The sequence below is a fragment of the Imhoffiella purpurea genome (assembly GCF_000585215.1).
Lineage (GTDB): Bacteria > Pseudomonadota > Gammaproteobacteria > Chromatiales > Chromatiaceae > Imhoffiella > Imhoffiella purpurea.
The window spans coordinates 15,746-30,670 of the sequence record NZ_AONC01000039.1 but is presented as its reverse complement, the minus strand read 5'-3'; the positions used below and the strand labels follow the sequence as shown (position 1 = coordinate 30,670).

At 64.9% G+C, this 14,925-nt stretch carries 8 protein-coding genes; 3 read left to right on the top strand and 5 right to left on the bottom strand.

Annotated features, from left to right (window positions below; genetic code table 11):
- Window positions 1–25: 25 nt before the first annotated feature.
- A complete protein-coding gene (locus tag D779_RS13050) occupies window positions 26–1,081 on the bottom strand; it encodes a ribonuclease T2 family protein (RefSeq protein WP_232424177.1) in 1,056 nt (351 codons plus the stop codon).
- A gap of 266 nt (window positions 1,082–1,347) precedes the next feature.
- On the opposite strand from D779_RS13050, the gene D779_RS13045 reads away from it, so the two are divergent.
- The gene (locus tag D779_RS13045; RefSeq protein WP_052348116.1) at window positions 1,348–2,019 is read left to right on the top strand and encodes an RBBP9/YdeN family alpha/beta hydrolase; all 672 of its coding nucleotides are present in this window, start codon (window positions 1,348–1,350) and stop codon (window positions 2,017–2,019) included.
- Between the two features lie 2 nt (window positions 2,020–2,021).
- On the opposite strand, the gene D779_RS21170 is transcribed toward D779_RS13045, so the two are convergent.
- The 3 genes from D779_RS21170 to D779_RS21730 form a co-directional block, all read right to left on the bottom strand.
- Complete coding sequence (locus tag D779_RS21170; RefSeq protein ID WP_157726398.1) at window positions 2,022–4,400, bottom strand: FG-GAP repeat domain-containing protein; 2,379 nt, start codon at window positions 4,398–4,400, stop codon at window positions 2,022–2,024.
- An 83-nt stretch (window positions 4,401–4,483) separates the two neighbouring features.
- Complete coding sequence (locus D779_RS23140) at window positions 4,484–5,929, bottom strand: methyl-accepting chemotaxis protein (RefSeq protein ID WP_269747387.1); 1,446 nt, start codon at window positions 5,927–5,929, stop codon at window positions 4,484–4,486.
- A complete protein-coding gene (locus D779_RS21730) occupies window positions 5,919–6,095 on the bottom strand; it encodes a hypothetical protein (RefSeq protein ID WP_198295715.1) in 177 nt (58 codons plus the stop codon). Before D779_RS21730 ends, D779_RS23140 begins: the two co-directional genes overlap by 11 nt.
- Before the next feature lie 414 nt (window positions 6,096–6,509).
- Between D779_RS21730 and pabB the strand changes: the two genes are divergently transcribed.
- A complete protein-coding gene (gene pabB / locus D779_RS13025) occupies window positions 6,510–7,898 on the top strand; it encodes an aminodeoxychorismate synthase component I (RefSeq protein WP_043754738.1) in 1,389 nt (462 codons plus the stop codon).
- Window positions 7,899–8,599: 701 nt separating this feature from the next.
- A complete protein-coding gene (locus D779_RS13020; RefSeq protein WP_043754711.1) occupies window positions 8,600–9,073 on the top strand; it encodes a hypothetical protein in 474 nt (157 codons plus the stop codon).
- Between the two features lie 124 nt (window positions 9,074–9,197).
- Here the strand turns inward: D779_RS13020 and D779_RS21165 are convergent, their stop codons facing one another.
- On the bottom strand, window positions 9,198–14,858 hold the full coding sequence (locus tag D779_RS21165) for a PAS domain S-box protein (protein ID WP_052348114.1): 5,661 nt from the start codon (window positions 14,856–14,858) through the stop codon (window positions 9,198–9,200).
- Window positions 14,859–14,925: the final 67 nt, after the last annotated feature.

The following is a 14,925-nucleotide window of genomic DNA, read 5'->3' as shown; positions in this document are numbered from 1 at the left end:
AGCAGCGCCCTGCTGATCGTCGCCTTCAGCGCACCTCTCGCACACGTCCGCTGGCGCAGCCCACCTCGTGCGTCGACCGAGAGATTGGCGGTGCGGCCTGGATCAGACTGCCGAGATCGGCCGGGGTATCGATGTCGCCCTTGAGGTTGATCCAGAGTTCGGAGACGAGGTTCTCGCCGTCGACCCTGGTGCAGCGGATCAGAACGCGTTGCCCGGCCCCTTGGCCGAAGGCGGCATCGAAGGCGGCCAGGATCCGATCCCGGGTGAGGATCTCGCCCAGGCTGTCGGCGAAGAGCCGGCGCACGCCGGAGCCGTTGAGCGCGTCCAGGACCGCCATGGACTCGGTGAAATATTCGTCCGGGTCGGCGCCCGCATCCGGCCCGCTCTTGTCGTCCTCGTAGCAGCTACCGTGCTTGGACCATTCGTGCAGGTGCAGATCGGATCGCATGCCGGGCATGGCGATCTCCAGCCGGCTCTCGACCTCGGGCGAGATCGCGATCCTGGCATCAGGGCCCTGTTTGCCTCTGCAACCGATGGGGCCGCCCCGATCGCAATAGCAGGGGAAGATGGCGAAATCGTCGAGGTCGTCCGGCCAGAGACCGTGGAGCGAGAAATGGGTGGCATCGAAGCGGTCGGGCGTCTGCGAGCGGCATTCGGGCTTGGAGGCTCCTCTCGCCGAGGCGCAGAAGGCCGGTTGCCAGCTGGCGGCGAGGACGAATTCGATGCTGTCCGGGGCGAGCCCGATGGGTGCCGGATCCGGTCCCGCAGCTGGCAGCGATGGGGTCAGCGTCGCGTCGCGATCCATGTCGGAGACGTAGGTTCCGCAGCTCATTCGGACCCAGCGATCCTCCGTGACCGGAGCACCCGGCACCCTGATCCGATAGTGGGTGCCCGGGGTGGCGTTGCGTCCGATCATGGCGTAGGTCGTTCCGGCCTCAAGTCGGATGTTTCCCGGGTTGTCGGCGTCCTTCTTCTTGGTCGCCTCGCAGCTCGCAAGGGCGGTGAAGCGGCCGTGCAGCCGAACCTCTTGGGCGATGGCCGAGGGGCTCATCGCCAGTGTCAGCAGAGCGATGGCGAACATGGATGCGCTCATCATTGCATTCCGTCCAGATGTACATCGAGTCGGTGGGGGAGGTCGATCGCCGGTTTCCGGTGGCCCGGACCGACTTGAGCATACTTCCGACCGTCAGGCGCTGCCCCTCTGTGTGGTCTCTTTATTCCATTCGATTATGAATAAATCGAAATATATTCTTTCTCAGGCCGGATCGAGCCTTCTATTGTCGAGTCCAGGCCGGTTCGCCGTTCGAATCGGATCTCTAGACGCCAATACAACCCGGAGCGAACGCCATGCCTCACTCGACCAAGCTCGCCGAGCTACCGCCGCATTCAACCCTCATCATCCCCGGCTATCAGGGCAGCGGTCCGGGGCACTGGCAGACCTGGCTGGAGCGCCAATTGCCGAACGCTCGGCGGGTCTCGGGGATCGATTGGAATAACCCCCACCTGACCGACTGGGCCGACTCGGTGCGTTCGGCCATCCGGAGCGCGTCGGGCCGGATCTGGCTGGTCGCGCACAGCTTCGGCTGCCTCGCGGCCGTGGTCGCGGGCAATGATCTGGCCGCGCGGATCGCTGGCGCCATGCTGGTGGCCCCGGGCGATCCGGAGCGTTTCTCCCCCCAGGGGCTGCGGGAGTCCTCCGGCCAGGGGGCGGGCATCGCGCGGGCCCTGCCGCAGGAGCTGCTGGGATTTCCGAGTCTGATCGTTGCGAGCGGCGACGATCCCTGGATGCGTCCGGCGCGGGTCGCCTATTGGGCGGACCGCTGGGGCAGCACCATCGTGCACGCAGGAAGGGTCGGGCATCTGAACGAGGCGTCCGGGTTCGGACCCTGGCCAGAGGGCCTGGCCCTGTTGAAATCCTTTCAGGAGTCACAGGCGCAGGGCCGGGGCGTTCCGGCCCGGATCCGGCATGCCGCCGCATCCCCCGCGGGCGCCGGGCTCGCCGAGCGGCGGATCGCCTGACCTCAGCCGCTGTCTGGATGCCAGCGCCCAGCGACTGGCTGGGCGCGGTTGCCGCCGAAGGGGGCGCTCGTCGGATCGGTCTCGTCGAGCCGGCGATCTCCGTTCAGATCCAGTCTGAAGCGGCGATCGGCCGGACGGTAGACCCCGATCTCGTCGCGTCCGTCGCCGTTCCAGTCGCCCGCGAGCGCTCGGTCCCCCGGTTGGCCGAGCCGGAAGGTGGCATCCGTTTCAGGCGTCCAGCGCCGATCTCCATCCAGATCCAGATAGGCCCTGGCCTCGCCGGGGCGCCAGACCCCTAGATCGTCGTCACCGTCGCCGTCCCAGTCGCCGACCAGCGGTTGAGCGTCTGGCAGACCGAAGGGGATGCCTTGGGTTTCGGCCGAGGATGGGCCGAGGTCGGCGTCCAGATCCAGCACGAAACGGCCCGAGGCCGGGAGAAAGAGCCCGATCTCGTCGCGTCCATCACCGTTCCAGTCACCTGCGACGGGCAGTGCCGATCCTCCGGGGCCGTACGGCTCGCTGATGCGGTTGGAGGCGCTCCAGCGACCGTTGCCGTCGGCGTCCAGATAGAAGCGGCGCTCGGCCGAACGATAGAGTCCGGTCTCGTCGATGCCGTCGCCGTTCCAGTCGCCGGCCAGCGCCACGTCCAGCGGCAGGCCGAACGGACCCGGGCGGAGGTCGGCGTCGCTCGGGCTCAGGTCGGCGTCCGTATCCAGCAGGAAGCGGCGCTGGCCGGGCAGGCGCACCCCGATGCCCGCGGCCGGCACGCGCTCCGGATCCCGGGGTTCCGGGTCGATGCGGTCGGCGAAACCGTCGCCGTCGTCGTCCGGATCGCGCAGATCGTCCAGTCCGTCGCCATCGGTATCGGCGAGCCGGGGGCAGTCGGCGAGTCTTGGATCGAGCGTCTGGGGGCCGAGCCCGGCATTCTCGACGCGTTCGACCCGGCCGATCCGCATCTCTGTCAGCAGGATCGCGGCGGGCGTCTCGGCGAAGCCGTCCAGTCGCAGCCCGATCCGATGCCCGCCCGGCGGGAGCTGGCCCAGATGGAGGCGTTGCGGGACCGGCGAGCGTTCCGGCAGCGTGCGCCGATCGAGCATCCCAACCAGCCGCTCGTCGGCGAAGATGCGCAGCAGGCTCTCTCCATCCCCGATGAACCGCCAATCGAACTGCAGGCTGCTGACCGCTTCTCGGGTGGTGAAGAGGAGCTCGACGGCTGAGGGTGAGCCCGGGCGAGACTCCAGCTCGATGCGTTCCGGAAGGCCGTCTCCGATCCCCGGAGATACCTGGCTCGAGCCCAGGTGTGCGTCGACAGCCAGATCGTCCGCGGTCGCCGTGACGAAGCGCCAGGCGCCTGGCGGGCGGTGCTCCTGCACGCATTCCATAACATCGATCCGACAGCCCTGTCCGGGCGGAAACTCGACGCGCAGTCGCTCCAGGGGTACTCCGGCCTCGACCGACAGCGGGTAGCCGAGGCCGAGCGTGTCCAGGATCGGGTCGGCCTCGGTCTCGCCGAGCTCGGTCTCGAGGGCGGGATCGACCGAGAATCCGTAAAACCGATAGGGTCTGCTATGCCGGCAGATCGCGCTGTAGGGAAAGAGGATATCGCAGCCTTCCGCCGCGGGCGTGACCTCGACCGAGAAGGCGTAATCGGGCGTCAGCTTGGTGAAGTCCATCGCCTCGGTGACGACCGTGCGGGCGTCGAAATAGCTGTCGGTCCAATCGGCGCAGGCGCCGTAGGGAGTGGTTTCCCGGTGCGGGTCGTAGGGGTCCAGCAGGGTTTCGTGAATCTCCGGGCCGGGCTGGTCCGACAGCCGCGCCCAATGCCGCAGCCAGAGGGTCAGCTCGTCGATCAGCGCGGCCCCGGCGCTGAATCCGATCAGGTGCAGCTGGCGATATCCCAGATCGCGCAGCGGACTGGCCAGGGACGGGGCGACGGCGATGCCGCCGACATAGGCGCCGAAGGGATTGGTGAGACCCGTCCGCGACCAGCTGCGCCAGTCGATGGCCCACAGATCCCAGTCCCCGGCCTGGCACATGAGGGTCGCACTGTCGGCCTCCGGGGAACTCTCGATTTCCTTGGCGCCCAGGTCCCTGCAGATGGCTTTTGCCATGTCCTTGGCCCAGTCGGTGGCGTCGCTGTTGGCGCCATGGGTGATGAGGATGGCCGCCGTGCCTGGCGTCGCGGGACGTCCCGCGATGTCCAGCCATGGACGCTTCGGTGCGGCCGGGTCTGTCAGCCGGCTTTCGAGAGCCGTGTCGGCCCATGAGGCTCCAGACGGGATGGCTAGGAGCGCCAATGCGATCGCGGCTACCAGATGTCTCTCTGGCCGCTTGGCGCCCGGTGCGTTCGGGAGACGGGCGTTAGGAAGAGCGGTGTTCATGTCGGGATCCGCATCTGTGTCGGCGACCGGTCTCTTTACGGCTCGGCGGGTCCTGACGGGAAGCCCCCGTTCATGAACCCGAGTCAGCCTTCGTTTTCCTGCTTCTCCACGACCATGCGGTCGACCATCTCCATGACCTGAAGACTCGCGGCCTCCGTTTGCCGCATCGACTCCAGGATGGCCTCCTGAACCTCCAGGTCGCTTTCCCAGCCCTGGTCGAGCTGATCCAGCATCTGGTGCACCTGGGTATGCACCTGGGCATGCGGACGTTCCAGCGCCTGATAGCTGCGGGTCGCGCCGAAGGATTCGCGTCCGGTCGACTCGTACCATTTTCCGAGACGGCAATTGTGGTGGTCGACCTTGACCGCCTCGCGGTAGCTGCCGTCTTCATCGCCGACGTGAATGGCCATGTAGGCGCGCTGCTTGTAGATCACGTGATCGACCTTGACCAGGGAGCCGAAGCCCATGTCGCGGGCGCGGGTGGCGCGCTGCCGGGTCTCCCGGGCGGAGTCGGCGAAATGGGCGAAGCGGCCTTCCATGTCGCCGATCACCTCGCTGGAGGTGCTGGCCATCTCGCGCATGGCGTCCGAGTCCTCCTGCATCCCTCGGGTGGCGGTCGCGAAGCTGCCCATGATCTGTCCGATGGATTCGGAGGCGCTCTTGGTGTTCTCGGACAGCGTGCGGACCTCGTCGGCGACCACCGCGAAACCGCGTCCCGCCTCGCCGGCCCGGGCGGCCTCGATGGCGGCATTGAGGGCGAGCAGATCGGTCTGGTTGGCGATGGCCGTGATCAGCTGCACGGCCTTGGTGATCTCCTGGCTGCGGTCGTTGAGTTCGGCGACACCGTTGGCCACGTACTGAATGCGCTGGCTGATGTCGTTGAGATAGACGACCACCTGGCTCACCGTGTTCTGGCTGTCTTCGGCGTCGGCCGCCGTGGCGGTCGCAAGCTCGAGGACGGCCTGCATCTCGGTGTTGACCTTCATGAGGTCGTCCTGATTGGAGGCCAGGTTGGTGAGCAGGTTGCTGCTGTTGAGCTGCTGGATCCGGGTGATGAGGAGGTTGCGCATCTTCTCGCGCTGTACCTCGGCGATGTTGTCGAGCAATTGGTTGTGGCTCTCCAGACCCTTGCGGAAACCGCCATGCAGCCCGTTCGGGAATGCCTTGCGATAGAAGTGGCCCGACAGATGCTCGCGGAAGGCCGTGGTCTCGTCGCGGAAGAATGCCTCCAGCTGATCGAGCATGTCGTTGACGTTCCAGCAGAGCCGGCCGATCTCGTCCTCGTGGCGGATGTCGGTGATGCGGTTCTCGAAGCGGCCCGCGACGACCTCCGAGGTGAGTCGATTCAGACGGGCGATGGGTTCCAGCCAAGCGCGGATCCGATTCTGAGCGAAGAGGGTCAAGCCGACCGCCAGGACGAGGATGGTCGCCAGGATCCAGTCGGTTCCCGATTGCCACAGCGCATAGAGGACGCCGACGAGGGTCAGGGCGCTGAGCGACCAGAGCAGGGCGAAGAGCCTAGATTGCAAGGACCAGTTCGTCATAGCTCATACCCTTTTCGGTCAGCAGGTCATCGAGGATCTTGGTGGAGGCGTCCATCGCCGCTTTGGGGCCGGCCCTCCGCTCGGCTTCGAGCATGGTGCGATAGAGTTCGCTCAGGGTCGCGACGGCCTGCGCCTCGGGTTTGCGGCGCACCGAGAAATATCCGCTGTCTTGCCCCGATGATCGAGGGTCGGCGTGATGTTGGCGAATGCCCAGTAGAAGCTGCCGTCCTTGGCCATGTTCTTGACACCGGACAGGCGATCCTGGCGATGCCCTCAGAGCCATCGTGGATGGCCTGGGATCTCGAAATGGCACGAAAATATATTTACCATTCCAAATGTCGGAATTCGGCATGCTACGCTGCGCCCCCACGGGAGACAAGTCGAGGGGGGGCGGCATGCGTTTTATCATGGCGTTCCTTCCTCGGCGGTGTTTCCGTCCGCCGATTGTGACCATCATCGCAGTCGGGAACTCTGGGAGACGGGAGTGTCCGCTTTCGCTCCATCCCCCGGTTCCCCCTCCTGTCCCTTCCGGAAACCAGCGCTCGACCTCCGCGTATTGCAGATGATGTCCGCCCCATTGATTCGAGACCTTCCCTATCGCGCCGACAGCAGCCTCCTGTTCGGACCGCTCGTTACACGCCAATGGCCAGTCTTTCTCGACAGTGGTCGGCCTGGATGCGACCAGGGCCGCTTCGATATCCTGAGTGCCGACCCCAGGGTCCGGATCCTCACCCGTGGTCTCGAGACCGAGATTCACTCCGATGCGGGGCGCCGGCTGTCGACGGCCGACCCTTTCGATCTTCTGGCCGAGACGCTCGAGCCGCTGCGTTCGGCACCGGCTGCTCTGCCCTTCCTCGGCGGTGCCATCGGCTATTTCGGCTATGACCTGAGCCGGCGCCTGGAGTCTCTGCCGAGCCTCGCGCAGGATGCGGAGAACATCCCCGACATGGCCGTGGGCATCTACGATTGGGCACTGGTCGTCGATCACTGGAAGCGTCGCAGCCATCTGGTCGGGGTCGATGGGAGGAGGCTCGAGCGCTACGCCGGACTCTTCGCAGGGGTCCTCGCCGGACGTCCCGCCGATGCCGGACAGCGCCCATTCAGGGTTGTGGGCGAGGTCCGCTCCAACATGAGCCGCGACCGCTATCTGAGCGCGCTCGCCCGCATAGAGCGGTATCTGCGCGCGGGCGATTGCTATCAGATCAACCTCGCCCAGCGGTTCGCCGCTCCTGCAGAGGGGGATCCATGGCAGGCCTACAAGCTGCTCCGCAGGCTCAATCCGGCACCCTTCGGGGCCTATCTGGATATCGGCGAGTGTCAGGTGCTGTCCTCCTCGCCGGAGCGTTTTCTGCGGGTCGGCGAGGAGGGGGTCGAGACCAGGCCGATCAAGGGGACCCTTCGGCGCGGGGCCGATCCGGCCGAAGATCGGCGTCTGGCCGAGACACTGCGGAAGAGCCCCAAGGATCGGGCGGAAAATCTCATGATCGTCGATCTGCTGCGCAACGATCTGGGCAAGGTCTGCGAGATCGGCAGCGTGCATGTGCCCAGTCTGTTCGCGATCGAGAGCTTCGCCCGCGTGCACCATCTGGTCAGCACGGTCAGCGGCCGTCTGGCGCAGGGGCGCGGCGCGCTCGATCTGTTGCGCGCCTGCTTCCCGGGCGGATCCATCACCGGGGCGCCCAAGCGCCGCGCCATGGAGATCATCGAGGAGCTGGAGCCGCATCGGCGCGGTCTCTATTGCGGAGCGATCGGGTATATCGGCTTCGATGGGGCCATGGATACGAACATCGCCATCCGTACTCTGGTCAACTCCGCCGGTCTGGCGCGCTTCTGGGCCGGAGGCGGCATCGTGATCGACTCGGACCCCGAGTCCGAGTACCGCGAGACCTATGACAAGGCCGCCGCCTTGCTGGATCTCCTCGAGCGATTGCGCTCGGGTCCCCTGGAGGGATGACCGCACGCAAGGAGGGCGTGTCCCTTATGATCGGTCACCTCTTGTGCTTCGCGAGTTCTTGACTAACCTAGTCGGTGAAGACGCTCGGTGGAGGTGGATGCCGGGTTCTCTGGGCTGGGACCGCCAATCCCAGCGCAGGGGCGGACGCTCTTCTCATCCGCGTGCTTCGATTCGGCTCGAGGCCGTTCCCGGAGCGGCCATTCTGGGGGAGGCAATGATGCACCGCCTCTTCGAACGCCAACGACAGCAGGTGACCCCCCATGTATGCACAGACACGCGACCTCATCAGCATTGCCGCCATCGTCCTGACCCTGCTTCTCATCGCCGGTTTGGAAACGCTGTATTGACGAACTTTTCGGATTCCTTTCAGTCATATACGTAGGCTGATATCTCATCGCAGGTGCGTCGCAATCGCCCGTTTCCGGGCCTTTGCGGCTCGGGATGGTGCCCTGGAGGGCGATGAATCCGTCGACGTTGTGATGAAGATGTCAGAAAATTTCCGTAAATTGAGTATCCTTAAGTGAAAAGGACAATGCGCGATGGGAGCCGGCCTGAGCAATCGGCGCCATCGATCGCGTGAAAGTCGGCGAGGTTCCGACCCTCCTGTCGGTAGGTCGGAGCCGGAGCGGCAATATGAGGATCCAGGGCATCGTTCAACATGGAGAGCGGGTATTCCCTGAATCCGGGTCAAGGTAAACACGATGATCGCCTCTTCCATTTCCTCGTCTGCGCTGCCTGCTGCCGTATATGCCACCAATCGCTATTCCAGCGACACGGACCCGGCGTTGGCCGAGGCGCGCCAATCCGTGGCTCCGCCTCCCCAAACCGCCGACGAGCCGGAAACCCAGCGTCCGGTCGAAGAGGTTACCGCCGCGCAGCCCGATAGGCTTGCGGCCACGACCGAGGATGCATTGCGCTCGCGCTATCAGACGCAAGGGATCGATGGCGCGGCCCAGCTCAATGGCGGCGGCCTGATTCCGGAGGCCGCGGATTCCGTGGCCGCCTCAGCGGCGAGCGACTCCGAGACCCCAGCCCAAGGCGTTCAGGGTACCCGTGGGGATGAGATTCAGGCCCAACCCGCTACCTGGGCGCGAAATACCCCCTACTCGGGAGCCGTAGCCGGACAGGGTCAGACCTCGGCGGAAGGTGGCTTACCGATCAATCTGGTCGCCTGAACCAATTCTCCCCCGCTCGATTCCGGTCCTGCTCTCGTGTCGCCATGGATGGCGATGAAGGGCGGATTGGTCATGTGGGCTTCGTACCGCACGTAGCTCCTTTCTTTCGCGCGCCGATCCCTCGCTAGCTCGGATCATTCTGGCGTACGAATATCTCGATCCTCTCCGCGGCCCTGTCCAGGGCCTGCTGCAATGCCTCCGGATCCGGTGATGGATCTTCCGTTTCTTCCTTGAGCGCGCGCTCGAACGCTGCGGCGATGCGGTTGACCTCGGCCAGTCCCAGCGACCCGGACGCCCCTTTGACCTTGTGGGCCTGCTCGCGGGCCTCGGCGCGTGCGTTATGCCGGAGCATCTCGGCGATCTCGTCCCCAGACGTTCGGTAGGACTCGACGAAGCGGTTCAGCAGACGGCAGAGCAGGGTGTCGTCGCTGATGATGCGGTGCGCCTGGTTCAGATCCAGTGTCTCGGGAGCCGTTTCTTGCGCAGACTCCGGCTCGGGGCTGGTGGGGGGCCGAATTTCCGTTCGCGAGAGCCAGCTCTGCAGGGTGGAATAGAGCGCGTCCGGATCGACGGGCTTGGCGATGAAATCGTTCATGCCCGCCGCCATGCATTGTTCGCGATTCTCGGCGAAGGCGTTGGCGGTCATGGCCAGGATGGGGAGTCCCTCGGCTGTCGGCAGGGCGCGAATGGCGCGCGTCGCCGCCAGACCGTCCAGGTTGGGCATCTGCATGTCCATGAAAATGAGGGCGTATCGGGTTCGCCGAGCCATCTCGAGCGCCTCCGCCCCGTCGTTGGCGATATCGACCTCCAGCCCGACTGCGTTCAGCAGCCCCTTGCTGACCTCCTGGTTGATGGGGTCGTCCTCGGCCAGAAGCACCCGGGTGCCCTGATAGTCGAGCGACAGACTTCGCTCCGCGTCGGTTGTGTGGACATCGAGCCCGGTCGATTCCAGGTCGGATCCGGACAGGACCCGGTTCAAGGCGTCGTGGATGACCGAGGGGGTGATGGGTTTGATCACTAGGCCGGCGAATCCGGCATCTCTGGCCATCCCCTGCAGCTCTGGAGCGTCGTAGGCCGTCACCATGAGCAGCCGGATGGACTGCTGCGCCGGATGGGTGTGGGCGAGGCGACGTGCCGTCTCGATTCCGTCCATCCCCGGCATGCTCCAGTCGAGCAGCAGCAGATCGAAGGGGGACGCGTCCTCCTGGAGCCTTTCCAGGGCCGTCTCTCCGGAATCGAGCGTCAGTGTCTCGATGCCCCAGTTTTCCAGGATGCCGCTCAGAACCTCGCGAGCCTCGGATTGATCGTCCACCACCAACGCCCGGCGGCCCTGGAGCACGGGTATCCGGGGCCGTTGGCGAGCGGGCGAGGGCGTCTTGCCCAGACGGGCGGTGAACCAGAAGGTGCTGCCTGCGCCGGGTCGGCTTTCGACGCCGACCTCGCCATGCATGAGTTCGGCGAGACGGCGGTTGATGGCGAGTCCGAGGCCCGTGCCCCCGTAGCGGCGCGTGGTGGAGCTGTCGGCCTGCTCGAACGACTGGAAGAGCCGTCGCAGATTTTCCGCAGCGATCCCGATGCCGGTATCCTGGATCTCGAACCGATAAAGCAGGTGCTGCGGATGCGCCTCCGCCACCCGCACGCGCAGACGGATCGATCCCTGTTCGGTGAACTTGATGGCATTGCCGAGGAAATTCAGCAGGATCTGGGTCAGGCGGGTGGGGTCGCCGAACAGCGTCTGCTCGTCGCTCATGCACGGATCGATGTCCACCACCAGCTCCAGCCCCTTTTCGTAGGCCTTCTCGCCGACCAGGGTGCAGACGTTCTGCAAGACCTCCGGCAGATGGATTCCGGTGGTCTCCAAGGTCAGTTTGTGCTCTTCGATCTTGGCCAGATCCAGAATGTCGTTGATGAGTTGGAGCAGATGACGGGAGGCGTTGGTGATCTTCCCCAGCTTTTCCTGGCGCGAGGCATCCGGCTCATCCTGCTGCAGGAGATGGGTCATGCCCAGGATCGCATTCATGGGCGTGCGGATCTCATGGCTCATGTTGGCCAGGAAATGCGACTTGGCGCGGTTGGCCTGCTCGGCGGCATCCTTGGCGGCGGCCAGCTCGGCCTCGGCGCGGCGGCGCATGACGATGCGCCAGAGATCGTCGCCGATCAGCTGCAGCTCGTGCTCGTCGGACGCATCGTAGTCGGTTGGCTTGTTGCCCACGCCGAGCAAGGCGCGCACCTTGTCCCCCTCGACGACCGGTACGCCCAAATGGCGGATCAGATGGGCGTGTCCGGGGTGCTGGCCGCGTCCGTGGGACTGGCTCTGATAGTCGTTGTGAACGACCGGGCGTCTCAGGCGTGCGGTATCGGCCCAGATGCCGGCGTCTCCGATCGGACAATGGCCGTCATGGATCGCGTCGCATTCCACACGGGTGCCGCTCGAACCGGTATAGAGCTGGATGCTGTCCTGATCGTCGTTGACGAAATGCAGATAGCCGACCTGGCTTCCGGTGAGCCGTACCGCCTCGTCGATGCCCCGTTGCAGCAGCTCGCGCTCGTCCATGGTCTCGGCCAGCTGGCTCATCTCGAACATGGCCTTGAGCCGAAGATCGCTGATCATCAGCTGGCGGTTGGCGGCCTCCAGGTCCACCGTGCGCTCGGCCACCAGCTCCTCCAAATGGTGGCGGTGCTGCTCCAACTCGGCCTCGACCCGCTTGCTGTCTGTGATGTCGTACCAGATGGACGCAAGGAAGCGTTTGCCGCGAATCGTGACGACGCGATTGGAGGTGCGCACGATGCGGGTCTCGCCGTCCTGATGGCGATGGGCGACATCGAAGATACCCCCGCCCTGCTCCAGCAGCTGCCACAATTGCTCCCTGACCTTGTCCGGTCCCCAGACGGCCTGAATGTCCAGGAGCGTGAGTCGGGCGAATGCCTCGCGGCCGCAGCCCAGGCTCTGACAGGCGGCGTCGTTGAATTCGCTGAAGCGCAACGTCTCCACGTCGATCAGCACGATGCCGTCGGACGCCTGATTGATGATGGCGCTGTAGATCTCCTCGCGCTCGCGCAGGGCCTCCCGCACCCGTTTCTGTTCGGTGATGTCGCTCCAGACCGAGAGGATCCGATCCTTGTTCAGGGTTCTGATCTGGCGCAGATGGAGGAGCGAGTCGACCAGGCTGCCATCCTTGCGCCGATGCTGCATCTCCACGCTGAACTGCTCGCCGGTGGCGAGTTTGGCCAAGGTCTCGTGGAAGATGGGGGCGAAGTCCTCGGGCGGCATGGACTGGATTTCGGGCAGCCGCAGCTCGGCGAATTCGGACGCGCTATAGCCGAGCAGGACATGGGATGCCCGGTTGAACTGAACGAAACGCAGGGTCTCGACGTCCACGAGCTGGATGCCGACGCCGACCTGACTGAAGATGGCCCCGAGCAGCATCTCGCGTTCCTCCAGCGCGCGCTGCTGGGCCTTGCGGTCGCTGATGTTGCGGGTGGTCGAGACGAAGATGCTGCGTCCACCGATGCGGGCGCCTCGGACGCTCACCTCGACATCGAACAGGCTGCCGTCCTTGCGCCGATGACGCGTTTCCAGAGTGGTGTTGACCGCCAAGGGATCGGCGAATCTGGAGCGGACCTCATCCTTGACCATGGTGGCGTCCAGATCCCAGGCATGCAGACCGAGCAGCTCCTCGCGGGAGTAGCCCAGCATCTCGGCGAAACGCGGGTTGTGGTCGATGACACGATGGTCCTGGCTGAAGATGGCGATGCCGTCTCGCGAATGCTCGAACAGTGCGCGCCGCCACTCGGCCTCGTTCTCCAGCGCCATCCGTGCGGCCTTGTCCTTGCCGATATCTCTCCAGATGGCCAGAAAATAGGGCTTGTCGTGCAGTCGGATGGTCTGGACGTTGACCTGGACGTCCAGGACTGCGCCATCCTTGCGGCGGTAGCGGTTCTCGAATACCGCGCTCCCGTCGTCAATCAGCCGCTTCGCCCTGGCGTGGATCCGCCCGGAATCGGCATCGGCCTCGGTATCCAGAAGTGTGAGTTCGAGCATCTCGTCCCGGCCGTATCCCAGCATGCGGCAGGCCGCGTCGTTGACCTCGACGAAACGCAGCGTCTCGGCATCCAGGAGCTCGATGCCGTCTCCCGCCTGGTTGAAGATGGCGCTGTAGATCTCTTCGCGCTCGCGCAGACGTTCTCTGATCGTTTGGGCCGTCGTGATGTCGCGCGCGATCCCCAGCACGCCGACCAGGGCGCCGTCGGCATCGAACATGGGGGTCTGCAAGGTCTCGAGATAGATCCGCCGGCCGTCCAAGTCGATCCATGCCTCGTTGGCGCACGGGACGCCCGCCGCGACAGTGGCCTTGTCCTGGTCTTGAAACATTTCGGCCAGTTCGGGCGTGACGAGATCGAAATCGGTCTTGCCGACGACATCGGCCTCGCGCTTGCCGAAACGCCGCTCGAAGGCGGGGTTGCAGTTGAGATAGACACCCGTCGGATCCTTCAGCCACACCAGATCCGGAATGTTTCCGATCAGTGCCTCCAGATGTCTCTGAACGTCCTCCAATCGGCGCTTGGCCTCCGTCTGATCGCTGATGTCGAGTCCGATGCCCACCACATAGGGCTCGCCCTCGATGAGCGTTCTGCGGCTGGAGAACTGATAGGGTGCCTCTTGGCCATGGTGCCGGAGAATGCGAGCCTGGATCGAAGAGCCCCCCTGCTCCAGGGTCTGGCGAATGGACTCGGCAATGCGGGGCTTTTCCTCGTCGGGAAAAAAGTCCGCTGCACCCATGGCGGCGATCTGCTCGTCGCTATACCCGGTGATGCGTGAGAGGTTGGTCCAACGGATCAGGCGGCCAGTTTTGTCGAGCAGGTAGAAGAGTCCGGGCAGGCTCTGGATCAGATCCTCCGAAAAACGTCTCTCATCACGCAGGGCCTCCTGCTGGCGGATCTGCTCCGTGATGTCGCGCAAGACCCCCATGATGGCGGGTTGGCCGTTCCATCGACACGAGGTGGCGCGGATATCCACCAGCATGCGTCCGCCGTCGGCCCGGAGCAGCGGCAACTGGAACTGTGCTTGCTCGATATCGAGTATCTTGCTCAACAGACGCTCGATCTCGGCCTCGTACTCGGGTGGATGAATTACCCAGATGGGCTGGCCCAGCAAGCCGTCTGCGTAACCCAGGTCGGTCTCCACGACCGGGTTGTAATGCAGAATGCGGCCTTGGGTGTCGAGCACGAAGACATAGTCGCTGATCGCCTCGAAGAGACCGAGCAGATTCTGACGCTGGCTCTCGGCATCCATTCGAGCCTGCGAGCCCGCGAGCGCTTGGGTGAACTGCCTGGTCAGGGTGTCCAGGGCGGTCAGGGTCGAGGGTCCGATCGCTCCCGGCCGCTTGCTGGCCAGGTTGAGACAGGCCACAGGTTCGCCGTCGACATGGATCGGCAAGACCACCAGGGAATGGATGCCCTCCTCGATCAGCGGTGGCTGGAGAACCAGGGCGGGATCGGTGCAATGATGGTGGGGAGGTGTGCAGCTGAACTGCATCTGGCCGCCGCGAACGACTTCGGCTTGCGACGAGTCCTCCGAAAGATGCTCGACCTGAGCGAAGAAGGCCTCGGAGAGTCCTCGCTTGACCGTCAGCCGATAGCCGCCGTCCGGCTCGCGCCAGTAGAGTCCGCCGCCATCGAGTTCCGGCAGGCGCAAGGCGCTGTCCAAGATCGCCGCGAGCAGATGCTCCCGGTCCAGTTCCGAGCCGAGCGTCGCGGAGAATTCGTGCACCACGTCCAGGCGCATTTGCGATCCTGGAAGCGGCGCACCGCCTACGCCCGCATCGGCGTCTTTCGCTCGCTCGGTATCGTTC